This is a genomic window from Kaistia dalseonensis (assembly GCF_030814715.1).
Lineage (GTDB): Bacteria > Pseudomonadota > Alphaproteobacteria > Rhizobiales > Kaistiaceae > Kaistia > Kaistia dalseonensis.
In genome coordinates this window covers 307,840-331,601 of record NZ_JAUSVO010000001.1, presented here as the reverse complement: position 1 = coordinate 331,601, position 23,762 = coordinate 307,840, and the positions used below count along the sequence as shown (strand labels likewise).

General features: G+C 63.0%; 26 protein-coding genes and 1 pseudogene. 19 read left to right on the top strand and 8 right to left on the bottom strand.

What is annotated here, in order from left to right; translation table 11 throughout:
• The first annotated feature begins 97 nt into the window (after positions 1–97).
• Positions 98–961 (top strand): D-alanyl-D-alanine carboxypeptidase, encoded by an 864-nt coding sequence (locus tag QO014_RS01510; protein ID WP_266346881.1) that lies wholly within the window; start codon positions 98–100, stop codon positions 959–961.
• The gene (locus tag QO014_RS01505; RefSeq protein ID WP_307257660.1) at positions 955–1,689 is read left to right on the top strand and encodes a D-alanyl-D-alanine carboxypeptidase; all 735 of its coding nucleotides are present in this window, start codon (positions 955–957) and stop codon (positions 1,687–1,689) included. Before QO014_RS01510 ends, QO014_RS01505 begins: the two co-directional genes overlap by 7 nt.
• Positions 1,690–1,824: 135 nt before the next feature.
• Here QO014_RS01505 and QO014_RS01500 read toward each other — a convergent pair whose 3' ends face one another.
• From QO014_RS01500 to QO014_RS01490, 3 genes are all read right to left on the bottom strand, one after another.
• A complete protein-coding gene (locus QO014_RS01500; RefSeq protein ID WP_266346880.1) occupies positions 1,825–1,983 on the bottom strand; it encodes a hypothetical protein in 159 nt (52 codons plus the stop codon).
• 546 nt (positions 1,984–2,529) lie between these two features.
• Positions 2,530–2,940, bottom strand: coding sequence for a nuclear transport factor 2 family protein (locus QO014_RS01495; protein ID WP_266346879.1), 411 nt, complete (start codon positions 2,938–2,940; stop codon positions 2,530–2,532).
• Between the two features lie 89 nt (positions 2,941–3,029).
• Positions 3,030–3,782 carry an SDR family NAD(P)-dependent oxidoreductase gene (locus tag QO014_RS01490; protein ID WP_266346878.1) on the bottom strand — a complete coding sequence of 251 codons (753 nt, stop codon included), beginning with the start codon at positions 3,780–3,782 and terminating at the stop codon, positions 3,030–3,032.
• A gap of 112 nt (positions 3,783–3,894) precedes the next feature.
• On the opposite strand from QO014_RS01490, the gene QO014_RS01485 reads away from it, so the two are divergent.
• From QO014_RS01485 to QO014_RS01465, 5 genes are all read left to right on the top strand, one after another.
• Positions 3,895–4,788, top strand: coding sequence for a LysR family transcriptional regulator (locus QO014_RS01485; protein ID WP_370877059.1), 894 nt, complete (start codon positions 3,895–3,897; stop codon positions 4,786–4,788).
• A gap of 285 nt (positions 4,789–5,073) precedes the next feature.
• Positions 5,074–6,138 (top strand): ABC transporter ATP-binding protein, encoded by a 1,065-nt coding sequence (locus tag QO014_RS01480; RefSeq protein WP_370877058.1) that lies wholly within the window; start codon positions 5,074–5,076, stop codon positions 6,136–6,138.
• A 3-nt stretch (positions 6,139–6,141) separates the two neighbouring features.
• Entirely contained in the window at positions 6,142–7,035 is an 894-nt protein-coding gene (locus QO014_RS01475; RefSeq protein WP_266346877.1) for an ABC transporter permease, read from the top strand.
• A complete protein-coding gene (locus QO014_RS01470; RefSeq protein ID WP_266346876.1) occupies positions 7,032–7,826 on the top strand; it encodes an ABC transporter permease in 795 nt (264 codons plus the stop codon). The genes QO014_RS01475 and QO014_RS01470 overlap by 4 nt, the downstream gene beginning before the upstream one ends.
• A gap of 80 nt (positions 7,827–7,906) precedes the next feature.
• Positions 7,907–8,974: an extracellular solute-binding protein gene (locus QO014_RS01465; protein ID WP_266346875.1), complete on the top strand. Its 1,068-nt coding sequence runs from the start codon at positions 7,907–7,909 to the stop codon at positions 8,972–8,974.
• Positions 8,975–9,042: 68 nt separating this feature from the next.
• On the opposite strand, the gene QO014_RS01460 is transcribed toward QO014_RS01465, so the two are convergent.
• Positions 9,043–9,930 (bottom strand): LysR family transcriptional regulator, encoded by an 888-nt coding sequence (locus QO014_RS01460; protein ID WP_266346874.1) that lies wholly within the window; start codon positions 9,928–9,930, stop codon positions 9,043–9,045.
• A gap of 180 nt (positions 9,931–10,110) precedes the next feature.
• Here QO014_RS01460 and add point away from each other — a divergent pair, with 180 nt between their 5' ends.
• The 6 genes from add (at position 10,111) to QO014_RS24525 (ending at position 14,844) form a co-directional block, all read left to right on the top strand.
• Positions 10,111–11,133 (top strand): adenosine deaminase, encoded by a 1,023-nt coding sequence (gene add, locus QO014_RS01455; protein WP_266346873.1) that lies wholly within the window; start codon positions 10,111–10,113, stop codon positions 11,131–11,133.
• A complete protein-coding gene (locus QO014_RS01450) occupies positions 11,130–12,506 on the top strand; it encodes an NtaA/DmoA family FMN-dependent monooxygenase (RefSeq protein WP_266346872.1) in 1,377 nt (458 codons plus the stop codon). The genes add and QO014_RS01450 overlap by 4 nt, the downstream gene beginning before the upstream one ends.
• A complete protein-coding gene (locus tag QO014_RS01445; RefSeq protein WP_266346871.1) occupies positions 12,506–13,024 on the top strand; it encodes a flavin reductase family protein in 519 nt (172 codons plus the stop codon). The genes QO014_RS01450 and QO014_RS01445 overlap by 1 nt, the downstream gene beginning before the upstream one ends.
• A 54-nt stretch (positions 13,025–13,078) precedes the next feature.
• Positions 13,079–14,104, top strand: coding sequence for an L-glyceraldehyde 3-phosphate reductase (gene mgrA, locus QO014_RS01440; RefSeq protein ID WP_266346870.1), 1,026 nt, complete (start codon positions 13,079–13,081; stop codon positions 14,102–14,104).
• Entirely contained in the window at positions 14,055–14,564 is a 510-nt protein-coding gene (locus tag QO014_RS24530) for an FAD-binding protein (RefSeq protein WP_370877056.1), read from the top strand. The genes mgrA and QO014_RS24530 overlap by 50 nt, the downstream gene beginning before the upstream one ends.
• Positions 14,565–14,652: 88 nt before the next feature.
• Positions 14,653–14,844, top strand: a complete 192-nt coding sequence (locus tag QO014_RS24525; protein WP_370877055.1) for a hypothetical protein — start codon at positions 14,653–14,655, stop codon at positions 14,842–14,844.
• A gap of 171 nt (positions 14,845–15,015) precedes the next feature.
• Here QO014_RS24525 and QO014_RS01430 read toward each other — a convergent pair whose 3' ends face one another.
• The 4 genes from QO014_RS01430 to QO014_RS01415 form a co-directional block, all read right to left on the bottom strand.
• The gene (locus tag QO014_RS01430; RefSeq protein WP_266346868.1) at positions 15,016–15,171 is read right to left on the bottom strand and encodes a hypothetical protein; all 156 of its coding nucleotides are present in this window, start codon (positions 15,169–15,171) and stop codon (positions 15,016–15,018) included.
• Positions 15,149–15,376, bottom strand: coding sequence for a hypothetical protein (locus QO014_RS01425; protein WP_266346867.1), 228 nt, complete (start codon positions 15,374–15,376; stop codon positions 15,149–15,151). The genes QO014_RS01430 and QO014_RS01425 overlap by 23 nt, the downstream gene beginning before the upstream one ends.
• Positions 15,377–15,488: 112 nt before the next feature.
• Positions 15,489–15,905: a cupin domain-containing protein gene (locus tag QO014_RS01420; protein ID WP_266346866.1), complete on the bottom strand. Its 417-nt coding sequence runs from the start codon at positions 15,903–15,905 to the stop codon at positions 15,489–15,491.
• 29 nt (positions 15,906–15,934) lie between these two features.
• Positions 15,935–17,008, bottom strand: a complete 1,074-nt coding sequence (locus QO014_RS01415; protein ID WP_266346865.1) for an SDR family oxidoreductase — start codon at positions 17,006–17,008, stop codon at positions 15,935–15,937.
• Positions 17,009–17,305: 297 nt separating this feature from the next.
• On the opposite strand from QO014_RS01415, the gene QO014_RS01410 reads away from it, so the two are divergent.
• The 6 genes and pseudogenes from QO014_RS01410 to QO014_RS01385 all read left to right on the top strand — a co-directional run bounded on the left by QO014_RS01410 (position 17,306) and on the right by QO014_RS01385 (position 23,718).
• Positions 17,306–19,177 (top strand): sigma-54-dependent Fis family transcriptional regulator, encoded by a 1,872-nt coding sequence (locus QO014_RS01410; protein ID WP_266346864.1) that lies wholly within the window; start codon positions 17,306–17,308, stop codon positions 19,175–19,177.
• Between the two features lie 187 nt (positions 19,178–19,364).
• Positions 19,365–20,153, top strand: coding sequence for a glucose 1-dehydrogenase (locus tag QO014_RS01405; protein ID WP_266346863.1), 789 nt, complete (start codon positions 19,365–19,367; stop codon positions 20,151–20,153).
• A gap of 37 nt (positions 20,154–20,190) precedes the next feature.
• A pseudogene (locus tag QO014_RS01400) lies at positions 20,191–20,643 on the top strand (ATP-binding cassette domain-containing protein); the annotation flags it as partial.
• A 222-nt stretch (positions 20,644–20,865) separates the two neighbouring features.
• Positions 20,866–21,771: an ATP-binding cassette domain-containing protein gene (locus tag QO014_RS01395; protein WP_307257658.1), complete on the top strand. Its 906-nt coding sequence runs from the start codon at positions 20,866–20,868 to the stop codon at positions 21,769–21,771.
• Entirely contained in the window at positions 21,713–22,699 is a 987-nt protein-coding gene (locus tag QO014_RS01390; RefSeq protein WP_266346862.1) for an ABC transporter permease, read from the top strand. The genes QO014_RS01395 and QO014_RS01390 overlap by 59 nt, the downstream gene beginning before the upstream one ends.
• Positions 22,700–22,746: 47 nt before the next feature.
• Positions 22,747–23,718: a substrate-binding domain-containing protein gene (locus tag QO014_RS01385; protein WP_266346861.1), complete on the top strand. Its 972-nt coding sequence runs from the start codon at positions 22,747–22,749 to the stop codon at positions 23,716–23,718.
• The last annotated feature ends 44 nt before the right edge of the window (positions 23,719–23,762 follow it).

Here is a 23,762-nt window from a genome sequence, read left to right as displayed (position 1 = left end):
ATAGCAAGATCCAGTGTTCGGAAGGAACATCGAACACCTTCGACTTGCAGCAACAAGCATGCGAAGATTGCGCCTATTCCGCAAGGAAGGGCATCGCATGACCATTCCCGCATCGACAAAGTTCGGAGGCGCCGGGCTGGCTCTCACCCTCCTGCTGGGGTTTGGAAGTGCTGTGACTGCCGCCAGCGGGGCGGAGGTGTCCAGGGCTATTCCGGCTTCCGTTGCCGACGCCATACGGAATATTCAGGCCAAGGCGGTGTTCGCCCATAGCAGTTGGGGCATTCACCTGGTAGATATCGCCACGGGTGACGTGCTGATCGACGAGGCGGGCGAAAAATCTCTGCTGCCGGCCTCCGTCATGAAGATCTACAGCGTCGCGACCGCACTCCATGACTATGGCGCCAACTATCGCTTCCGCACGCCGGTGTACAGGCTCGGGGAGGTCAAGGATCACGTCCTTGCCGGCGACCTCGTGCTCGTCGCCTCGGGCGATTTCAACTTCGGGCTCCGAACCCAGCCGGACGGCACCCTTGGCTTCAACAGCCTGCCGGAGGTCGATCACAACACGACCTATACCGGCTTCCCCGGCGGGGCTTATGTCAAGAACAGCGACCCGCTCGTGGCGCTCGATGCATTGGCGGCCCAGATGAAGGCGGAGGGCATCGACGAAATCGCCGGCAACGTAGCGATCGACGATCGGCTTTTCGAGACTCACCTGGGGTTTTCCGCCGGAGCCATTGCGCCCATCTGGGTCAACGAGAACAACATCGATATCCTGGTGACGCCGACCAAGGCCGGCGAGAAAGCCGAGATCGACTGGCGTCCGAAGAGCGCAGCCATAAGCGTCGAGAACGATGTCACCACGATCGACGGGCCGGCCGGGGCGCTCGAAGTCACGTCACCCCGCCCGGGCGTGATCCAAGTCAACGGCAAGATTGTCTCGGACAGCCCCCTATTCTGACGATCTCCCAAATCGCCGATCCCACCGCCTTCGCACGTACCGCCTTCATCGAGGCGCTGGTCCGGGCCGGCATCAAGGTCGCGGCAGCGCCACTCGGTGCCCCCGGCGGACTTCCAAACGCAGCTGACTACGGTGACGCCAGTCGGGTGGCGGAATATGTCTCGCCGCCGCTGTCGGAATTCGTCAAGATTATCCTGAAGGTAAGCTACAACCGCGGCGCCGACCTCATGGTCTGTCTCGCCGCGGTGAAGGCTGGAAGCCGCGATTGCGGCAAGGGGCTGCATGAAGTCTCGAAGCTCCTCGCCGAGCACGGCATGTCGCCAACCGGCACCTATATCTTTGATGGCGCGGGGACAAGCAACAACAACAGAACGACGCCGTCGGACCTTGCGACATTCCTGCGCGAGATCGCGCCCACCCGCTGGGGAGCTGCTATTCACGATGGCATGGCTGTGCTCGGCGTTGACGGCTCGCAGGCGCCAAACGGCGTCGGAACCCCAGCGGCAGGCCATGTCCGGATCAAGGACGGCGACATCGTCGCGGGGAGCGCCGCCGGGAAGCTCGTCGCGCTGGCCACCACCCAGACCGGCTATATCGACGCCAGGAGCGGGCGCCGGCTCGCCTACAGCGTAATGGTCAACAACGTACCGTTCCCATCGCTGGAAGACTACAACGCCGCGCGGGCGGACGTCGCCGCCGTCGCTGTCGCCATTCAACAGGGTTATTAGGTCGAGTTTGCGGCACTCGTCTCGCCCAAGCGAGAAGCCTTTGCTGTGCAACGGCTGTCGCCAAAGTGCAGCCGAGCGGTGAACAGGCGCGGAATACCAGTCTTAGCCTAGATCGACCCAACTATCTAACTTTCATCATAAGTTTTGAATACACTCGGGGCAATTGTCGGCGCCGATCGAGACCTCGGCATCCATGTCGATCCTTTCCCCGCTGGTGGCGATGGCGAGGTCAACCAGAAAGGCGAGGCGCTTTCGGGTAGCGCCGAGATTTGACATGACGGTGCCGCGGGGCATGGGCTTCCCCAGGTCGTGCCAGGCCTGATGCAGGACCTTGAGAAGCCGGCGCTTCGGCCATACCTCGCACTTTATCGAGCGCAGGAGTATCTCGGTATCGGATAGCCGCAGCCGCGGCCGGATGCTCTGTTGCAGGGCGTAGAACAGCAGTATCGCCGAACCGGGCTCGGTCAGGGGCTCGCCGCTGAGCCGGTGGTGGATCGCTTGTCGAGAACATCCTGCATCAGCAGCGTCTCGCAGAACGCGATCGTCTCTTTCGCCCTAGCCCCATCCTCTTCGCCGATCGGCCCGAGGAACCGTGGCCCTTCGTTGCGTCGATGACGATGTCATGGGGCTGCGGCGGCGGCTCGCCTCAGCAATGCTGGTTCTGGCATGTCGCCGATGGCGAGCGGCGACAAGTCGGCGTCCAGTTCGAAGCGGTCCATTCGACAGACGCGAGCCCGGTGACGTTCAGATCTTCGTCTCGATGGCGTGAGAGGGACGTATTTTCCACGGCCACGCCAAGAGAGCCAAGCCAACATCGCGGCGACGTGATGACAGCCAACCCTAGGACTGGGCGGTGACGCGATGAAACTCTCCTGAAGTTTCATCCAGGAAGACATAGAGAGCCGCGATCTTCCCATCCCTGACGATAGCCACGTCCCAGCCTGTATAAGCAGGCGCCTCGCCGCGCGGGCCCGATCCCCACGCAAAGCGGCCGGCATTTTGCACGACCTGCGGCTTGCCGCTCGGCGTGTAGACGAAGTTCGGATGGGTTGCCCGAAGATCGCCTGCGACCTTGCTGATCGCCTCGTGGCCGACGACCGAGCCCGGCGGCACGTGGAGGACTCCGTCGGCGGCCCAGAGCTCTTCCAGTGCCGCGCGTCGGCGGTTCTCGTCTGCTTCACCGAAGACTTCCTGAAGATTGCGGGTGAGCAGTTCGCGGATGCGCTCCGCAGATTCCGATTGCTGAATCATTCGGTTCTCCTTCTGAGGAATAGGGATCGCTGGAGCCGGGGCACGCGACGCGTTCGATCGCGATCCGGCCCCGGATCTGTTGTCGATGTTCAGATTTGCGTTTGGCCGCCATCCACAAACAGTTCGACGCCATTCACGAAGCTGGCCTCATCGGACGCGAGGAACAAGACGGCTTTCGCGATCTCCTCCGGCTGGCCGACGCGACCGGCGGGAATAAGGCTTGCGAGATAGTCCCGGGTGTTCTGCGCCTGCGCACCGCCGCCAAATAGTTCGTTCAATCCGGCGGTGTCGGTGACGCCAGGGCTGATCGTGTTGACCCGGATATGGCGGTCTTTGAGATCGAGTATCCAACTGCGAGCGAAGTTGCGAATCGCTGCCTTGGTTGCGGAATAGACGCTGAACGCCGGCGTTCCCGAAATGCTTGTCGTCGAGCCGGTGAGGATCACCGAAGCGCCGTCCTTCAGGAGCGGCAACGCCTTCTGAACGGTGAAGAGCACGCCCTTCACATTCGTATCGAAGGTGCGCGTGTAATGCTCCTCGGTGATCGCACCGAGCGCCGTCATCTCGCCGCCGCCCGCATTGGCGAAGACGACATCGATCTGGGCATGCTTCTGTTGGACGGTATCGTAGAGCCGGTCGATGTCGGCGAGCTTGGCCATATCCCCACGAATGCCCGTGACCTGGCCGCCGATCTGCTTCAATGCGGCGTCGAGCGCATCCTGGCGTCGTCCCGTGATGAATACCGATGCGCCCTCAGCCGCAAACGCCTTGGCGGTTGCAAGCCCGATTCCGCTCGTCCCGCCCGTCACCACCACGACCTTGTTGTTGAACCGGTCCGTCATCGTCCGTCTCCTGTTTGCGCCACGGCGAAGCGCCATGGGCAATGTAGATGCGATGAGAACGCTGATGCGTGTAGTTGACGGATATGGCACTTAGCGTTCTATGGGAGGAACGATGATGCGGACCGATCTGAACGATCTCGCCTACTTCGCCGAGGTTGTCGCCCATGGCGGGTTTGCCGCGGCGGGCCGGGCACTACGCGAACCGAAGTCGAAGCTCAGCCGGCGTGTCGCAGCATTGGAGAACCGGTTGGGCTTGCGATTGATCGAGCGGTCCAGCCGTCGGTTCCGTGTGACGGATACTGGCCTGGCCTTTTACGAGCGATGTCGCGCGATGCTGGCGGAAGCTGAACTGGCCGAGGCGTTGGTGGTGAACGCGCAGGCCGAGCCACACGGACGTATCCGTTTCAGCTGTCCGACGGGCATGTTGCAGCCCATATCCGATCTGGTCTCCTCCTTTCTGCTCCGCTATCCGAAAGTGAGGCTGCAACTCCTGGCGACAGATCGCGCCGTCGACCTGATCGATGAGCGGATCGATGTGGCGCTGCGTATTCGAACCAGTCTCACAAGCGACGCCGCACTGACGATGCGATCGCTCGGGCGATCAACAAGGATACTCGTTGCCAGCCCTCAGCTCGGCGGCATGATCACGGGGATCGAGCAGTTGCGTTCCCTGCCGGCTCTCGCGACCAACGACGCAGCCGATGATTTGGAATGGCACCTCGAAGCCGGCGACGGCAGAAGGCAAGTCGTTCGAGTCGAGCCGAGACTGGGATGCGAGGATATGGCGGCGGTTCGAGACGCGGCCGTGGATGGCCTGGGCGTGGCGCTCCTGCCCGATCATGTCTGCCGCGAGGCACTCGAGGCGGGGCGGCTCGTGCGGATTCTCCCAGAGTGGCATGGTCTGCAGGGGATCGTCCATCTGGTCTTCACGACGCGGCGAGGTCTGCCTCCCGCCGTACGGGCGCTGATCGATCATCTGGCTGCGGGTTTTCCACCCGAGCCTTAGGGAAGAACAGATGAGGCAAGCGTTAATGGCTTGCCGGGCGCCGACTTCCCCCGACGGCGGAAGCCAGGACGCCCCTCCGAGGCAGGCTTGGTTTCTTTGTCCGGCCTGCCATGGCATCAGCCACAGGCCTGTTAGCGAGCCGCTCCAAGCTATAAGCGGCAATTATAACATGCCTAGCAAACAAGCCTCGATTGTTGCGCTGCGGCAATTTACTTTCGCTCTCATCGCAGCCGAAAACGGCGTGAATGCAAAATTCAGCGAGCCTTCCGGGAGACAAATCGATGTGTGTGCATCAGCGGGGATTGTCGTTTGAAAATGGCGAGTGGAACTGACGGATCAGGGCAGGTCGATTCGATCCTCGAGCTTTCGAAGATAACACTGCGCTTCGGAGCAACGACAGCTCTCGATGACGTCAACATCAATATCCGCGCTGGCGAATTCTTTACCCTGCTCGGCCCTTCGGGATGCGGCAAGACCAGTCTGCTTCGGTTATTGGCCGGATTGCAGATTCCGACATCGGGTCATATCCGGCTCGACGGTCAGGACATCACCGGCGTTCCGCCACACCGGCGGCCGGTGAACACGGTCTTTCAGAGCTACGCGCTGTTCCCGCATCTGACCGTCGCGCGCAATGTTGCCTTCGGGCTGGAAATGCTGCGCTGGCAAGCAGCAGCCATCCAGAAGCGGATCCCCGAGGTTCTGTCGCTGGTCGGCCTCTCAAGCTACGGCGAGCGGCGGACGGAACAGCTTTCCGGCGGACAACAGCAGCGCGTGGCGCTCGCCCGTGCGCTGGCGCCCCGGCCGCGGGTGCTTCTGCTCGACGAACCGATGTCGGCGCTGGATCTGAAGCTCAGGAAAGAAACCCAGCAGGAATTGAAACGCCTGCACCGCGAAGCCGGCATCACCTTCGTTCTGGTGACGCACGACCAAGAAGAGGCGCTGACCCTTTCCGACAGGATCGCCGTCATGAAGGATGGTCGGGTCCGTCAGATCGGCTCGCCCGAGGTGATCTATCGCGAGCCCAGCGACACTTTCGTCGCCGATTTCATCGGCGAGGCCAATCTGATCCAGGCGTCCGCGCTTGGCCGGGCCGGTGTAGCCGGGCTGGTGATGGTGCGGCCCGAAGACATCGCCATCGCCCCCGAATCCGACGCTGCCCGCGTCCGCGGAACGATCTCCGACATGCGCTTCCTGGGCGGAACGGTCGAGTTAACTGTCGTCACCGACGCTGGCAACGCGATCCGGACACGGTCGGCCGGCGCCGCCGCGGTGCTGAACCATGGCCAGGCGGTAGGTCGCCGGGTCGGGCTCGTCTGGCCGGACAGGGCCGAACGCGTATTGGAGGGTTGAGCGATGCATCGCGCCTCGCCGCTCCTCCTCACGCTGCCGGCCCTCCTGGTCATCGGCATCTTCATGCTGGTGCCGCTCGGCTATGGCGTCGCCTATTCGTTCCTGACGGCGAGCCCCTATGGCGGCGCCCAGCTGCCCTTCACGTTCGAAGGGTACCAGCAGGTACTCTTCCAGCGTGATTTCGACGAAAGCCTCTATTTCACGACCACCTATCTGGCGATCATCTTTCGCTCGGTGGTTCTGGCTTCCGCGGCGGCGATCCTCTGCGCGGTGCTCGGACTGCCGGTCGCCTGGTTCATCGCGTGCCAGCCGGCGAAGTGGCGCACCTGGCTGGTGTTCGTCGTCACATTGCCTTTCTGGGTCAACAGCCTGATCCGCACCTATTGCTGGGTGCTGCTGCTCCGCGACCAGGGACTGATCAATCTCGCCCTGCAGAAGAGCGGGCTGACCTCCGGCCCCATCGGCCTCATGTACAATGACGGGGCGACCCTCCTTGGCCTCGTCTATAATTTCCTCCCCTTCATGGTGCTGCCGATCTATGCCGCCCTGGAACGGCTCGATCCGCGCCTGATCGAGGCGGCGCATGATCTCTACGCGACCCGGGCGAAGGTCTTTTCGCGGATCATTATTCCGCTTGCCCTCCCCGGCCTGAAGGCCGGCGCCCTCCTGGTCTTCGCCCCTGCGCTTGGCTATTTCCTCGTGCCCGATCTGCTCGGCGGCGGCCGCAACCTGATGATCGGCAATCTGATCCAGATCGAATTCACGAGCGGTCGCAACTGGCCCTTCGGGGCAGCGCTTTCGGTCCTCGTCACCGGAGCCGTCATGCTCGTCCTCATGATCGGCGCTATGCGCGGCAAGCGGCGCAAGCTCAGCGACATTGTGGGGGACCAGCTGTGAAGAGCCATTTCGATTGGCGCAAGACGCCGGGACTGGGCCCCTATACCGCCCTCATCCTCGTCTTTCTCTATGCTCCGCTTTTTGTGCTGGTGGCCTATTCCTTCAATGCTGGAAGCCTGGTGACAGTCTGGGCCGGCTTCAGCTTCCAATGGTTCGCCATCGCGGCGGCCAATGGCGACATCCAGGAGGCAGCCCTCAACAGCCTGATCGTGGCCGCCTCGGCGACAGCCCTCGCCACGATCATTGCCACCTTTGCTGCGATTGGGCTGGAGCGCGGGCCTTCGAGGTGGGCGGGTCCGTTCGCCGCCCTGTTCGCCCTGCCGCTGCTCGTCCCGGAGATCGTGACTGCGGTGACGACGCTGGTGTTCTTTTCGAGCATCCATCTGCGCTGGGGCATCAGCAATCTCGTCATCGCGCACACGGTGTTCTGCATCGCCTTCGCCATGATGCCCATCCGGGCGCGGTTGCGGGGCATGGGCGACCAACTCGAAAATGCGGCACGTGATCTGTATGCGCCGCCCATCAAGGTCTTCCTCCGGGTCACGCTGCCCTTGCTGAGCCCGGGCATCGTCAGCGGCGCGGTGCTCGCCTTCGTCGTCTCGCTCGACGATTTCGTCCTGAGCGCCATGGTCGGCGATGCCGGCACGACGACCTTGCCGGTCTATGTCTACGGCATGATCCGACGCGGGATCACGCCCGAGGTGAACGCAGCATCGACCATCCTCCTTGCCGTCTCGCTGCTGCTCGCCGGCATCGCGCAATATCTGAACCGCCCCCGCAACTCCGCCTGAGTCGCGCCCCAAGCGGGGGCTCGAACGACGAGCCGCGCCTCCGCGATCCAACCAGAGCTTGTCATTCCACAGGGAAAACCATGAAGACCCATCGTCTCCCCACACGACGGTCCCACGGCGTCGCCGTAGCCCTCCTCTCGCTCGCCGCGGCATCGTCTGCCGCCACGGCGGCGCATGCTGAGGAAGGGAAGGAACTGAGGATCTATAACTGGTCGAGCTACACGGCCCCCGACATGATCGAGAAATTCGAAAGGGAGACTGGCATCAAGGTGTCCATCGACACTTATGACAGCAACGAGACCTTGCTCGCCAAGCTCTCAGCCGGCTCCTCGGGTTACGACATCGCGGTAGCGTCCTCCGACTTCGTTCCGATCATGATCGAGCAGGGCCTGATCCAGCCGATCGACGCATCGACCTTCAAGAACTACGAGCATCTCGCGCCGGAATGGAAGACGCGCGAGTGGGATCCGGGCAACCACTACTCGATCGTCTGGAACTGGGGAACGACCTCGGCGGTCGTCGATACGGCCGTCTACAAAGGCCCGACGGATTCCCTCGGGCTGCTCTTCAATCCGCCGGCCGAACTCCAGGGCAAGATCGGCATGTCGGGCGCGATGAGCGAGGTCATATCGCTCGCGCTGGTCTATCTCGGCAAGCCGCAATGCACGAGCGAGAAGGAAGATTTGAAGGCTCTGTCCGCCCTGCTCGAAGCGCAGAAGCCATTCGTGAAGGTCTATGACGCAGCGGGTGTCGCCGAACGCCTCGGCGCCGGCGAACTGGTGGCCTCGCAAACCTGGAGCGGCGCCGCCTACCAGGCCCGACAGCAGCGCGCGAGCCTGCACTACATCTATGGCAAGGAGGGCGTCTATGGCTGGGCCGACAATGCCGTCGTGCCGAAGACCGCCCAGCATCCCGAGAACGCGAAGGCGTTCCTGAACTTCCTTCTCCAGCCCGAAAACGCGGCGATGCTCTCCAACTTCACCGGCTCGCAAAACGGGATCACGGGCAGTTCCGCCTTCATGACCAAGGCCTTGGCGGAAGCGCCGGAAATCAATCCGCCGAAGGACGAAAAGATTTCCTTCGGGCATGTCTGCCCGGAGGCGGCAACGCGGGCCTATGACCGGATCTGGACCAAGGTTCGCGGATAGAAATCGATCCGAAACTCCCCTGGCTCTGCGCACCAAAGGCGCGGAGCCACCACGAAAGTTGGCTTCGGCTAGAGCTTTGGTTTCGCGAAGCTCTCGATCAAGGTTCGGATTTCGCGGCGCCGCTCCGACTGGAGCCCCGCCAGAAACACGGTCGCCGGTTCGAGATCAGCGATCGGTATGAACCTGAGATCCGGCCAGTTGTGCTTCTCGGCCACCGTGGCGCTGGTGATGGCCATGCCCCGCCCGGCGGATACGAAGGTCAGCATCTCGTCTACCGTGCGCGCGGCCGGCCCGACCGTGACCGGCGCACGGCCTGTTGGTCTCGGATTGACGATCCAGTAGTCGCGATCGGATGCCGCATCGATGATGGGCACGTCGTCGAGATCCCGCATCGCGACGCTGGACCGGGCGGCGAGAGCATGATCGACATGAAAGATCGCAACGCGCTGGACGGTCATGAGGGGAATGACCAGTAGTCGCGGGTCTAGGAAGCGGTCGCGCGCCTGTAGGACGATGATGTCGACATCGCCGCGTTCAAGGCTCCCCACTTCGTCGCCCCAACTGACGAACTCCAGCGACACTTCGGTATTGCCCAGCTCTCCGGCCCGCCTGAGGATATCGCGGGTGAGTATCTGCGGCGTGCTGGTTCCGAACCCGATCCGAATCTTCGTTTTGTCGGCATGGTCTGCGACGCGTTTCAGGACACGGCTTGCATGCGCGAGCAGGCTTCGCGAATCCTCCAGCAGCCCCTCGCCCACCTTGGTCAGAGCGAGCGCCTTTGGCGACCCCCGCGGCGCCCGTCGGATCAGGGGCGTACCGACCACATCTTCCAGCCGGCGGAGCCCCTGACTGAGCGCTGGCTGCGATACGCCGAGCGCATCGGCTGCCGCGCTGAAGCTCGCATGTTCGGCGATCGCGATGAAATAACGAAGCAGCCGAAGATCAAGGTCCCGCAACAGGCGCCTCCAGCCAGGTTATAACGAGCGCTTATAAGTTTCGATCGAGACAGTGCTCGATTGTGGCGACCTGTCAACCTAACATTCCTCAGCCACCCACGAAAAAAGAGCCCTCAGGCAGAGCGGCGGCTTCGGCCGCAGCGCGCCTCGGCAGTCGCTTGCGAACTGGACAAGGATCGGATGACGGACGCTATTCCTCTGACACCCCGCGAACCGCGCTCGCTTAGGCGGCTTCCGAAGGCCCATCTGCACGTTCATCTCGACGGCTCATATCCGTTCTATGCGGTTGAGGCGCTGGCCCGACGGCGTGGTGTTCCTTTCAGCGTGCCACAGGACTTTCCGGACGTCTGGACCTTCTTTGACGCCTATTCGACCGTGCCGGCTCTGGTCGAGAGCCACGAGGATCTGGCCGGTCTCTGCCGGGCGCTCGTTCATGCCGAAGCTGCCGAAGGCGTCATCTATCTCGAACCGGCCATCGAACCTCAGCTTTATGCTCCGCGGATCGGCTCGCTGGAGCAAGTGACGCTGACGATCCTGAACGCCTTCGCGGAAGCTTCCCGGGACACTGGCATCGAAGTCGGCGCGCTGCTTACGATCAATACCGACGAGAACTTCGAGATCGCCGAGGACCTGGCCCGCATCGCGGCGAACCACGCCGGCCGCGGCGTGACGGGACTTGGAACAGCCGGCTTCGTCGAGCCGGGCAATCTCGGGCGCTATCGCAGTTCGGCTCGGATCGCGCAGGCCGTGGGGCTGCCTGTCGTCAGCCATGCCGGGCAGACGGGAGGTGCTGACAGCATCCGCGAGGCCCTGGATGAACTCGGCGCCACGCGCATCTCCCACGGCTTCCGCGCCATCGAATGTTCCGATCTGGTCGATCGACTCGCCGAGGGACGCATCTGCTGCGACATGTGTCCGGTATCCAATGTCAGGCTCGGCGTGGTCGCCGATCTCGCACGCCATCCAGCTCCACGGCTTCAGGCAGCCGGCGTGCCGATCACGCTGAATGCCGACGATCCGCTGTGGTTCTCGGCCGGCATCACCGATCAGTACGAGATCGCCCGAAGCGTCTGGGGCCTCCCGGATACGGCGATTGCCTCGTTCGCCCAGGCAGGGGCGCTAGCTGCCGGAATGAGCATGGGGACGCGGGACCGGCTGCTGGGCGGCGTCAACGCGTGGCTCGACAAGGGGAATGAACCATGAAGACGATCATCCTGGGTGCCTTCGAGATCAACCAGGTCAACCTGACGAGCCAGGGGCTGTGGGCTCATCCGGAGCAGACGACCTATCGCTACAAGGAACTGTCCTACTGGACGGATCTGGCCCAGCTTCTCGAGCGCGGCTATTTCGATTTTCTGTTCCTGGCCGATTCCTTCGGATACCCGCTCCTTTCCGGGGAGACCCCAGACGTCACCTTCGAACAGGCGGTGGAGCTTCCGAAGAACGATCCGATGCTCCTGATTCCGGCGCTCGCCGCCGCCACGAGCGATCTGAACTTCATTGTCACGACGTCCACGACCTGCGAACAGCCCTATGCCAATGCTCGCCGTTTCGCGACTTTGGATCATCTGACGCAGGGGCGGATCGCCTGGAACATCGTCACCACGAGCAGCGCCGTCGTCTCGGAGCTCCTCGGCACGCGGCAATTGCCCCATGACGAACGCTACGCGATGGCGCAGGACTTTCTCGACCTGAGCTACAAGCTGTTCGAAGGCTCATGGGAGGATGGCGCAGTCGTCGTCGACAAGGCGCGTCGTCTCTATGCCGACCCGCGCCGCATCCACCCGATCTCGCATGAGGGCCCCTACTTCACCTCGCATGGCTATTTCAACAGCGAGCCTTCGCCGCAGCGCACGCCCGTGCTGGTGCAGGCTGGGGCTTCGGCAACGGGAAGGGCTTTTGCGGCGGCGAATGTCGAAGTGGTGTTCGTGCAAGGCAAGGACGCCAAGATGCTCCGCAGTCAGGTCGACGATCTGAGGAGCCGCGCCGTTTCTTCCGGACGAGAGGCCGAATCGCTGAAGGCGGTGTCCGGCCTCTCAGTCGTCACCGCAGCGTCCCGAAGCGAGGCCGAGGACAAGCTCGAGGAGTATCTTTCCTGGGTCAACGCCGACGCGGCGCGCGCCTATTACGCCATGATGACCGGCGTCGATCTCGCGAAGCTCGACCCGAACGCATCCTTCTCCACGGTCAAGACCGAAGGCAGCCGGACGCAGGTCGAACGGTATTCAGACGTATCCGTGCGCGACGCCTCGGCCGATTTCATCCGTCGCGGCATGCGGGAACTGATCGTGGTCGGCACGCCATCGGAGGCCGCCGAAGAGATCCGCGCCATCGTCGAGGAAACCGATCTGGACGGCTTCAACTTCACGCCCTTCGTCACGCCTGGATCCTACACGGATCTCATCGACCATGTGGTGCCGGAGCTTCAGCGGATTGGCCTGATGCGCAGCACGCGCAGTCCTTCGACATTCCGCGAAAGGCTGTTCGGCGCAGGCCAAGCACGCCTGCCCGAGACGCACCCGGCGGCGCGCCAGCGTGTGGGCGCCATGGCAACCCCGATGCGGAACGTCGTCTGATGGAGGCGAACCTCCCCCATTACGAAGGCGATCCCAAGCACCTTCGAGAAATGTTCTCCTGCTTTCCCTCGGGCGTCATCGCCCTGCTCGCGGAGATCGACGGCGAGCCGAAGGGCATGATCGCATCGTCGTTCACGGTTGGCGTCTCGATCGATCCACCGCTCGTCTCCTGCGCTATCCAAAAGACCTCGTCGACCTGGCCGCAGATCAAGCAGGCGGCGAGGCTGGGAATATCGGTCCTGGCCGAGGACCACGGCGCGCTGGCCCGCCAGATTGCATCGCCAAACGTCGCCGAGCGTTTCACTGACGTGCCACTCCGCCATACCGGTTCGTCGGCGCGGTTCATTGCCGGGGCTCCGGTCTGGTTCGAAGCGAGCTTTGCCGGAGAATTCCCAGCCGGCGACCACATGGTTGCCCTCCTGCAAGTGCGCCGGGTCGGGGCGGACCCCAACCTCCGACCGCTCGTCTTCTACCGTTCCGCCTTTCTCCAGTTGCAGCTTCCCGAAGCCGGCCTCTGACGTCGCCGCTGTCGAAGTCGCCGCCACTCCTCGAACCTTCACGACAGGCATCCGATGACCTACCAGCCTTCCAGCGAACGATATGAACAGCAGCCCTACCGGCGCGTCGGGCGCAGCGGCCTGTGCTTGCCCGCTATTTCGCTCGGCCTCTGGCAGAATTTCGGCGACGACGTGCCGCTCGAAACGCAGCGCGGCATTGTCCGCCGCGCCTTCGATCTCGGCGTCACCCATTTCGACCTAGCCAACAATTACGGCCCGCCCCCCGGCAGCGCCGAGATCAATTTCGGCCGGATTCTCGGCGACGATCTCAAGGCGCATCGGGATGAACTGATCGTCTCGACGAAGGCCGGATACAATATGTGGAAAGGTCCCTATGGCGAATGGGGATCGCGCAAACATGTGCTGGCGAGCCTCGACCAGTCGCTGAAGCGGATGAATATCGACTACGTCGACATCTTCTATTCGCACCGCTTCGACCCCTCGACGCCGCTTGAGGAGACCATGGGCGCGCTGCACCAGGCCGTCGTCTCCGGCAAGGCGCTCTATGCCGGCATTTCCAGCTATTCGCCGCGACGTACCCGCGAAGCGGCAGACATCCTGAAGCGGCTTGGCACGCTGCTTCTGATCCACCAGCCGTCCTATTCGATGTTCAATCGCTGGATCGAGAAGGAGCTGATCGATACGGCCGGCGAGCTCGGCGTCGGCATCATCGCCTTCTCTCCTCTGGCCCAGGGCCTGCTGACCACCCGCTATCTGAACGGCGTGCCAGCGGATTCGCGCGGCGCGAAGCAGGGATCGCTCCGGCCGGAATTTCTTTCGGACGAAACGATCGGCCGCATCCGCGAACTGGACAAGATCGCCTCGGCGCGCGGCCAGACCCTGGCGCAGCTCGCTCTGTCCTGGTCGTTACGAAACGACAAGGTGACCTCGGCACTCATCGGCGCATCCAGCGTCCGCCAACTTGAGGAAAACCTGGCGGCAGCGGGCAAGACGTCGTTCGACGCAGCGGAACTCGCCGAGATCGATCGCCATGCCGTCGATCTTGGGATCAATCTCTGGCAGCGGTCGAGCGAAGACTGACGCGAGGCATACATTCGGCCCGCCTGTTCCAAAGCCTGTCCAGCGAGACATCCGTGGATACAACACTGGCCCTCCGATCTGCCGCAATGGGGATGTGACCTTCGAGCCGCGTCGCCGGTCGCTCGTCTGGCAGGCGATGAAGCCGGATCGGCACCCCCACGTGATCTGGACGGCGCAATCGGACAGCGACATTGTCGAGGCGCTCTACTATGCGCGCTCGGAGGGGCGCCTCGTCTCCATCGTGGCTGGCGGCCACAGCCATATCGGGCATGCCGTTCAGGACGATAGAGTCCTGCTCGATCTGTCCCGGCTGATATCGGCGGATGTCGATCCGGTCGGCCTTTCGGGATCTGTCCAGCCTGGTGTCCGCGTGGCGGCGTTCGATGCCGAACTCGAATGCGCCGTCCCCGCTAAGCCTCATCGACATAGCGGTGCGTCGGAAACAACCGCCCACCGATAATCTCGCCAGCTCGGTCGCCGGGAGCGTCTTTCTCTTCCTCGATGCGGCTTGGCACGCCGAGAGTGACGACGCGCCGAACCAGCGCTGGATGGATGACGCGCTGGCCAGGCTGGAACAATATGAGAAAGGTGCGCTCATCAACGAGACCGACTGGACCCACCGCCCCGACCGCCTAACCAAATGCTTTGCGCCCGAGGCACGGGCACGTTTGCAGGCGATCGTCCGTCGTCATGATCCGACTGGCCTGTTCGTCAATCCGCTCAGTGGGATATCGTCCTGAGCCATCGCCGATCTTGCGAGCGAAGCGGGCTGGGAGCGCCGCGGGCGGCCAGGAGCCACGCTCTCCCATCCGGCGCGACGGCAAAGCGTAGGGACGACGGATGGCCAAGGTTTTGCGCGATTTCAGCGCATATATCAGCCCGCCCTCGGATGCCCCTCATCCGGTTGCTCGTCATGTCGTCGTCGCCGGATTGGCACCGACGGTGGAGACAGTCTTCGCCCGTCCGCCGTCCGGGCCATAGGCATAGCTCGTGCTGCCGGTCGCGGTGACGACCGAGATCAGCCGGTTCTCGCCGTCCCTCCGATCAAGTCGGAGGGCAGGCTCCACTCAGCGTCCGGCCGCCCTCGACGGTAAGATCGCCATTGTAGCTCTGCGCGACGCCGCCCACGCCGAGCGGCGCATGAGGTCTGACAACGCCATAGCCCTGCGAGGGATAGCTCGGGGTGCCGACCGCCGAATTGGTCAGCATATTGCCGGCCAGATCGCAGGTGAAGATCCGGTTGCTCGTCGTGTCGCTGATATTTGCAGCCAAGATCAGCCGGTCGATCGCATCTTGGGTATAAGTCTGAGAGAAGGCAGAATAGCCCGTTCTAGATCCTGCCCCCAGGAGGAAAGTGCCGTCGCGAACTTCCCTGTTGCTTGACTCAGCTGGTGGCCAGCTCCAGTGGCTCATTGGCACCCTGCTTCAACTCCACCGTCACGAACACCAGAATGTCATCGCCGATGTTCTCGAGATCGTGAAGCATGTACTCGTCTCGGCCGAACGTGAAGTGTTTTGTGTCGCCGGCGGCATAGGCAGTTTCGAGAATGCGTCCGTCGCCATAATGGCTGCGGGAGCGGCCGGCGGTGAGCGTCGTCCAGAAGTAGTCCAGCACATGCCGATGAAACGGCAAACGCTCGCCTGGGGCGACGCTCAGGTGCCACACCCGGACCCGATCCGTCTCTGAAACCAGGAGGCTGCCAACGCGCCCGTTCCGCTGATTGGCGAGAAGCTCGGCGTAGCGATCATCGGCCCAGTCGATGAAGGCTGCGGGCCGCTCCGTTCCCGAATGCGACGTCATATTATTCAATCTCCCTTTCGCTTTATCGTTCACGCCACGTCGTGCAGCGGCGGGATCAGACGCCGCGCCTGCAACTGCCCCAGCTTTTCGACAAGCACTTCGTCGGTCGACCTCAATTCGTGGCAGCCATGCAATCTGAGCTTCGTCAGATCGGACACGACATCGAACCCGGTGTGGAACACCCAGTCGCCAAAGGCCCACCCGATGGCCTGTCGATAGTCCTGCGTCACGAGGCCGAAGCGCCGGGCGAAGTCGGCCCACAGCTCTCCCTTGTCCTTCATGTGATCGACGAGCCGGATCGACATCGGCGGCCCCACGTCGAGGCCGAGATGATCGGCGAGCGCCGGCCAGAGATTCTCCCAGCGGAACAGATCGCCGTTCGTGACGTTGTACGCCTGTCCAGCGGCAATGGACGCCTCCGCCGCCCAGACGCTGACGCGCGCCAGCAGATCGGCATCCGTAGCCTGCATCAGCACGCGGTAGCCTGCCTGACTTCCCGGAAAACGGAAGGGCACGCGCAATGCCTTGCAGAACGCCGCATAGGCACCGATCACCATCGCCAGATTGAGGGGCTGGCCGGGTATGGCACCGAGAACGATATCCGGACGCAGCAGTGTGTAGGTCCAGTCGCTCATCGACGATCGCTCAACAAGGAGATCCTCGAGATCGTAATAGAAGTTGGGCGGCATATGGCGCGGGTCGCTCTCGCGCATTGGCGTCTTGACCGGACCGAGATGCAGGCCATAGACCTTGCCGCCCTGGAACAGCACGACGCGTTGCAGCGGCGACCTGCAGCTTTGCAGCCCATCCAGCAGCCCCCGCAGCATCGCGGCATTGACCTCGGCTTCGCGCGCCAGATCGGCGTCGGGCACATAGGCGGCGTAGAAGACATGCGTGACGTCCGCCAGCATGTCGCGATGCAATTCGAGCGCGCGCGCGTCGTTGATATCGACCGTGATCCACGGCATGGCCGCCATCGATCGCGGCGCGAGGCCGCGGCTCATGCCGACGACACTCCAACCGGCGAGGTTCTCCAAATGGCGCATGATGCCATGCCCGATGACGCCGGATGCGCCGACAACCAAAGCCTTCTTGAAAGCCATTCCGCCCTACCTTGCCTTTAGCTTGCGGCAGTATTGAAAGCCGCGAAGCGCCTGTCGCAGGTATCGTGCCAGCGCAAGGCGGCGCAGAATCCGGGCATTTGCGGCTGCATCACTGTCGCAATGTTTCGCCAGTGAGACAGTGGACTGTCGCATCTGCAACACATGCCGCGCCTGATGACAGGCTGGCTAAGCACATGTTAAAAATGGCGGTTCGCCTGCGCACAGATGCTGTGCCCAAGTGACGGTGCGCGACCGACAGGAGGAGTCATGAGCGCAAGAAGCCATGCCGACACGATCATGTCGGCCGTCGGTCGCAGATCGGAGGAAGGCGTTCCGAATAAGGAGCGCCAGGCGAGCGTCATTGCGTCCTGGCAGCGCTGCGTCGAGAAATACGGTCTCGAACCCTACAAGGTCGCGTACCCGACGATCGTCACAAGGAACGAGCTGAACAACTACCGTGCTCCCATAGAAGACCTGATCGCGCTCGCCATGCCCGAGGTGGAGCGCCTATTCGAACGCTTCGTGGAGCATGACTACATTGTCTCCATGACGGATGAGAACGGCGTGACGGTCCTCTTTCGCTCGCAGGACCCGTTCGCCGTTAAATGCACGACGTCGGGTCTGCAACTCGGCGCGATTTGGTCGGAGGAACTGCAGGGCACCAATGGCATCGGCACCTGCATCAAGGAGGCTCGGCCGATCTCGATCGTCATGGACAATCATTTCGATCCACGCCTCATCGACTTCAGCTGCGCGGTCGCGCCCATCTTCGGCGGCGGTGGCAAGCTCGCCGCGGCGCTCAATGTGAGCACATCTGCCAACAGCGATCATGCGACGCAGTCGATTGTCCGAGAGGTCGTCCGCAGATCTGCGCGGCGCATCGAAAACCGGTTCTTCGCACGCCGATATGCGGGCCGAGAAATGCTGCGCGTCTCGCGCTACGAAGACTTCTGCGATGCGGGCGTGGAGATGAGCATCGCTCTCGACTCGTCCGGCAAGGTGCTGGACGCCACGCCGGATGCGCTACGCCTGATGTCACGGCCGAACATGCCCGTGCTGGGCCGTCCGCTGTCGGATGTCGGCGAACTCGAGCGGGATGATATCTTCGCGGACGGCGTCGTTTCCCTGACGGTTCATGGCAACCGGCTCTTTCTCAAGCGTACGGGTCCCGCGCCCGCGAAGTTCAGTGCCGCGCAGAAGGCGCGCGCGTTGCCGCGGGCTCGCCCGCAAGCACCCGATACACGCCTCCTGGTCGGCGACGACCCGACGATGAGTGCGCTGGTGGGACGCGTTCAGAAGCTGGTCAACCGACGGCTGCCGATCCTGCTCCAGGGAGAAACCGGCGCCGGAAAGACGGCGCTCGCCAAGGCTTTGCACGCGGCGAGCGATCACGCCGATGGCCCCTTCGTTTCGATCAATTGCGCGGCAATACCGGCGGAACTGATCGAGAGCGAGCTATTCGGCTATCGTCCAGGCGCTTTTACCGGCGCCTCGAAGAGCGGATCCAAGGGCCGGATCGCGGAGGCGCATGGTGGCACCCTGTTTCTGGACGAGATCGGGGACATGCCGCTCGCGCTGCAGACGCGGCTCCTGCAAGTCCTTTCTGACGGCGAGTTCGTCGCCATCGGCGCGACCGAGCAGACACGGGTCGAGTTCGCGCTGATCTCGGCAAGCCTGCACGATATTCCCGCCCTGGTCGCACTGGGCCGCTTCAGGCAAGATCTCTACTTCCGCCTCAACGGCGCAAGCCTGGCGATGCCGCCTCTGCGCGAACGGGCCGATCGGCATGCGGTGATTGAACGAGTTTTCAAGGAGGAAGCGACGGAAACGCGTCTGACGGAGGTCCAACTCGACCCCGCAGCACGCAAGCTGCTGTTCGCCTATTCATGGCCGGGCAATATGCGGGAACTGCGCCATGTTGCCCGCTTTGCAACGACGCTGGCCGAGGGCGCCGTCATTACCGTCGACGATCTCCCTACCCCGCTGTCGCCGGCATCGCGGGGCGCCGCGCAGACGACGGATGGCGAACGCCAAGCGGTCGAGCTGGCACTGCAGCAAACTGGCTGGAACGTGAAGCTCGCGGCGCAGCGGCTCGGAGTATCCCGTGCCACGCTGCATCGACGCATCTCGGCTTTCGGTCTCGCTCGTGTCGTCGGCGACACTCACTAGCCGGCTTCGAATGTGGCGAGCCCACGTGTCGCAATTGCGACACGCACCTGTCGCTCACCTCCAGCGTTGCGACACGGTCAATTCGCCATAAATTGCTGATTTTACTATATTTTTTGGAGTGGCACGCAATCTGCTCTCATTCCTGCATCGCCGGATCGATAGACGGCTGCAAGGGAGAGAGATCGATATGTCCACCCAAGAGAATTCCGCCAGCGCAACCAGCCACGGCCGCGTCAACGGCAAGATCGCCGTCGTGACCGGTGGCGCCCTAGGCATGGGTCGCGCCTTCTCGCTCCGGCTGGCGGAAGAAGGCGCCGCCGTCGTCGTCTCGGACATCAATGCCGACGAGGGCCACAAGGTCGTGGCCGAGATCGAAGCGAAGGGCGGTCGTGCGCAGTTCGTCGAACTTGACGTCGCCTGCGAAGAAGCGTGGACGAAGCTGGCGGACCTGGTCGAGAGGACCTACGGCAAGGCTGATATCCTCGTCAACAATGCCGGAATCTATCTCGCCGGCACGACCGAGAGAACCGACAGCGCGGCCTGGGACAAGACCTTCGCCATCAATGCAAAGGGTGTGTTTCTCGGTTCGCGCGCCCTGATCCCGCTGATGCGCAAGGGCGGCGGCGGTTCGATCATCAATATCAGTTCAAATTGGGGCATCGTCGGCTTCCCCGATGCAGCCGCCTATGTGGCGTCCAAGGGTGCCGTCCGCCTCTTGACCAAGGCAACCGCGTCCGAGGTCGCCAAGGACGGGATTCGCGTCAACTCGGTCCATCCGAGCCTGACGATCACGCATCTGTCGAAGGACATCGTCAACGACCCGGTGGCGACGAAGGCACTGCTCGGTCCATCGCTGCTGGGACGGCCGGCCCAGGCGGAAGAGATCGCCAACGGCGTGCTTTTCCTGGCGTCCGACGAGTCCGCCTACATGACCGGCAGCGAGCTGGTCATGGACGGCGGCTATCTCGCCACCTGAACAGCCATCCTGCTTCCATCCAACCGACGAGGCAGAGATGGCCGAACTACTGGTCGAGGCGACCGGCGTCGCCAAATCCTTCGATGGCGTGCCGGCACTGCTCCATGGCGAGCTCCTGCTGGCAGCCGGCGAGGTGCACGCGCTGTGCGGAGGCAACGGCGCGGGCAAGTCGACGTTCCTCAATATCCTCATGGGCCTGCTGCAGCGCGATGCCGGCACCATACGGGTGCATGGCAAGGAGGTTCACTTCAAATCGCCTTCGGATGCCTTGGCCGAGCGGATCGCCATCATCACGCAGGAACTGTCGCCCATCCGTGACATGACCGTGGCCGAGAACATCTTTCTCGGCCGCGAGCCCCGGCGCCTGCCCGGTCTGGTCGATCACGTGGCGATCGTGCGACAGGCGAGACAGCTGCTGGACGAACTGCATTTCGAGGTCGAGGCGACGCGGAAAATGAGCCAGCTTTCGCTGGCGCAGATCCAGCTCGTCGAGATCGCGCGCGCCATCAGCCAGAATGCGCGCATCCTGATCATGGACGAGCCCACCTCGGCGATCGGCGAGCATGAGACGCTGGTGCTCTTCTCCGCCATTCGCAGACTGACCGCAGGCGGCGTCGGCGTCATCTATGTCAGCCATCGGCTCGAAGAGCTCTTCGAGCTTGCGGATCGCTATACGGTGTTCCGGGACGGGCGCTTCGTCGAGACCGGTCCCATGAAGACCATCGATCGCGCCCGTCTGGTCCACCAGATCGTCGGCCACGAAGTCGCCCACCAAAGACGCCCGGCAAATGTCGGACAATCCGACGCTGAAATTCTCCTGGACATTCAGGGGCTTTCTCACGGCAAGCAGTTTCAGGACATTTCGATGTCGCTGAAGCAGGGCGATATCCTTGGCATCTACGGGCTGATGGGCTCGGGCCGTAGCGAATTCCTGAATGGCGTTTACGGCATCGGCCCGCGCAGCAGCGGAGTCGTTACCCTGTGCGGCGCCATGCTGCCGCCGCTGCGGCCGAAGGTTGCGATCAAGCGCGGCCTGGCGATGATCACCGAAGACCGGAAGGACTCCGGTCTCGTGCTGGGAGCTCCGATCCGCCACAACATCTCGCTGTCGATCCTCGGCCGTCTTGCAAGGCTCGGCATCGTGCGCCAGGGCCGCGAGAGGGCCCTCAGCGCCCGCATGATGAAGCACCTCGCCGTGCGCGCCGCAAGCGATCGCCTCAACGTCGGATCTCTGAGCGGCGGCAACCAGCAGAAGGTCGTGATTGCGCGCTGCCTCGCCTCGGAGCCGCGCGTCCTGATCTGTGACGAGCCGACACGCGGGATCGATGAGGGCGCCAAGCAGGAGATCTATCAGCTCCTGCGCGACTTCGCCGCCGCAGGCGGCGCGGTGCTGGTGTGCTCATCAGAGGCCCCGGAGCTGCTGCAGCTGTGCAGCCGCGTCGCGATCTTCAAGAAGGGGCGTCTCAAGAAATTCGTCGATGCCGCCCAGTCCACTCAGAAGACATTGTTGCATGAAGCATCCCTGAACGACGCCGTTCAGGAAGGGGAGGAGCATGTCCATGAACAGTCCAAGCATTCGAACGGCGCCAAGCCCGGCCTTGTCGCAAGCTACGGCTAACCTGCGTAATATCCTTCAGAATCAGGGAATTCTCATCGCGTTCATTCTGCTGTGCGTCGTGCTCAGCATGTCCAGCGAGTTCTTTCTGACCTGGAACAACTGGACGAACATCATTCGCCAAACGGCGATCAACGGCATTCTGGCGATCGGCGTGACTTTCGTGATCCTGGCGGGAGGGATCGACCTATCGGTCGCGTCGGTGATGGCGCTGTGCGGCGCGGTGGCCGCCAGCTTCTCGACGACGGCGAGCGAGTCCTTCATCGGCCTAGTCGTCATCGCCGGACTCGCGACCGGGCTTACGGCCGGTCTGGTGAATGGCTTTCTCGTCGCCTATTTGCGCATCCCCGCGTTCGTGGCGACGCTCGGCATGCTGAGCGTCGCACGCGGCCTGACCTTCATCTACACGGACGGCCGCCCGATCTCCAACCTGTCGAAGCCATTCCTCTGGTTCGGCAACGGCACCATCCTCAACATCCCTGTGCCGATCGTCGCGCTGGCCGTCGTCTTCGCGGTCTGCTGGTTCACATTGCGCCACACCGTGTTCGGGCGTCACGTCTATGCCGTCGGTGGCAGCGAACGCGCGGCCATCACGAATGGCGTCAATACCCGGCGCGTCACGGCCCTCACCTACGCCATCTCGGGAGCCCTGGCCGCGTTCGCCGGTATCATCCTGACGGCCCGCTCGACAGCGGCCCTGCCTCAGGCCGGGGTCGCCTATGAGCTGGACGCCATCGCCGCGGTAGTCATCGGCGGGACCAGTCTCGCCGGCGGGCGTGGCACGCTGATCGGCACCCTGTTCGGCGCGCTGATCATCGGCACCATCAATAACGGCTTGGACCTGCTTGGTATCTCTTCATACTACCAGCAAGTCGTCAAGGGTTCGATCATCGTGGGCGCCGTCCTTCTCGACGTCAGCCGCCGGCGTTAGCACGAACTTCGATCACAGAATCACAGCAACCTTGGGAGGATACAACTGTGAAACACAGACTGATGATGCTCGCCGCAACGGCAGCTATCTTGGCGTCGACAACCGTGACCTGGGCGGCTCAATACAAGATCGCGCTCATGCCCTTCGGCCTACCGGAATACATGTCGACCTTCGTCAACGAAATCCAGCAGCACCCGCTGGTCAAGGACGGCACGGTCGAAATCACGGTGCTCGACGGGCGTTTCGATGCCAGCGTGCAAAGCAACCAGATGGATACGCTGATCACGCAAAAGGTCGATGCCATCATCTTCTCGCCGATCGACGCGGATGCCGCTGCCGCACCGGTTGCCCGTGCACAGGAGGCGGGCATTCCGGTGGTCGGTGCGGTGACCCGCGCGAACTCCGATCTGCTCTTTGCCTATGTCGGCACGAACGACGTCGAGGGCGGCGCCAACATCACCGAGCATCTGGTCGAGGAACTGGGTGGAAAGGGCAACGTCGTCATCCTCGAGGGGCCGATCGGCAACTCGCCGCAGCTTCTGCGCCGCCAGGGCATCGATTCCGTCCTTGCCAAGAATCCCGACATCAAGCTGCTCGCCTCGAAGACGGCCAATTGGTCACGCGCGGAGGGGCTCGCCGTCATGGAGAACTGGCTGTCGCTCTATGGCGATCAGATCAATGGCGTGATCGCGCAGAATGATGAGATGGCGCTCGGAGCGATCCAGGCGCTGGAGGCCAAGGGTCTGACTACGAAGCAGGTCAAGGTCGTCTCAATCGACGGCATCCAGGATGCCGTGCGCGCGGTCAAGACGCATGGCCTCTACACGCTCTTCAAGTCCGCGCATCATGAAGGCCAGGGCGCGCTGGACCTGGCGGTCCGGGCCGCGGCCGGCGACAGTTACCAGCCGAAGGCTGACATCTGGCAGAGCGACATGAAGTGGAATGGCGGCACGGCCAAGCAGTACAACGTGCCGTGGATCGCGGTCACACCTGAGAACGCCGACAAGTTTCTGAAATGAGGTCGTGAGGGGGCGGGCTCGATCCGCCCCCATCTGATCCGGGA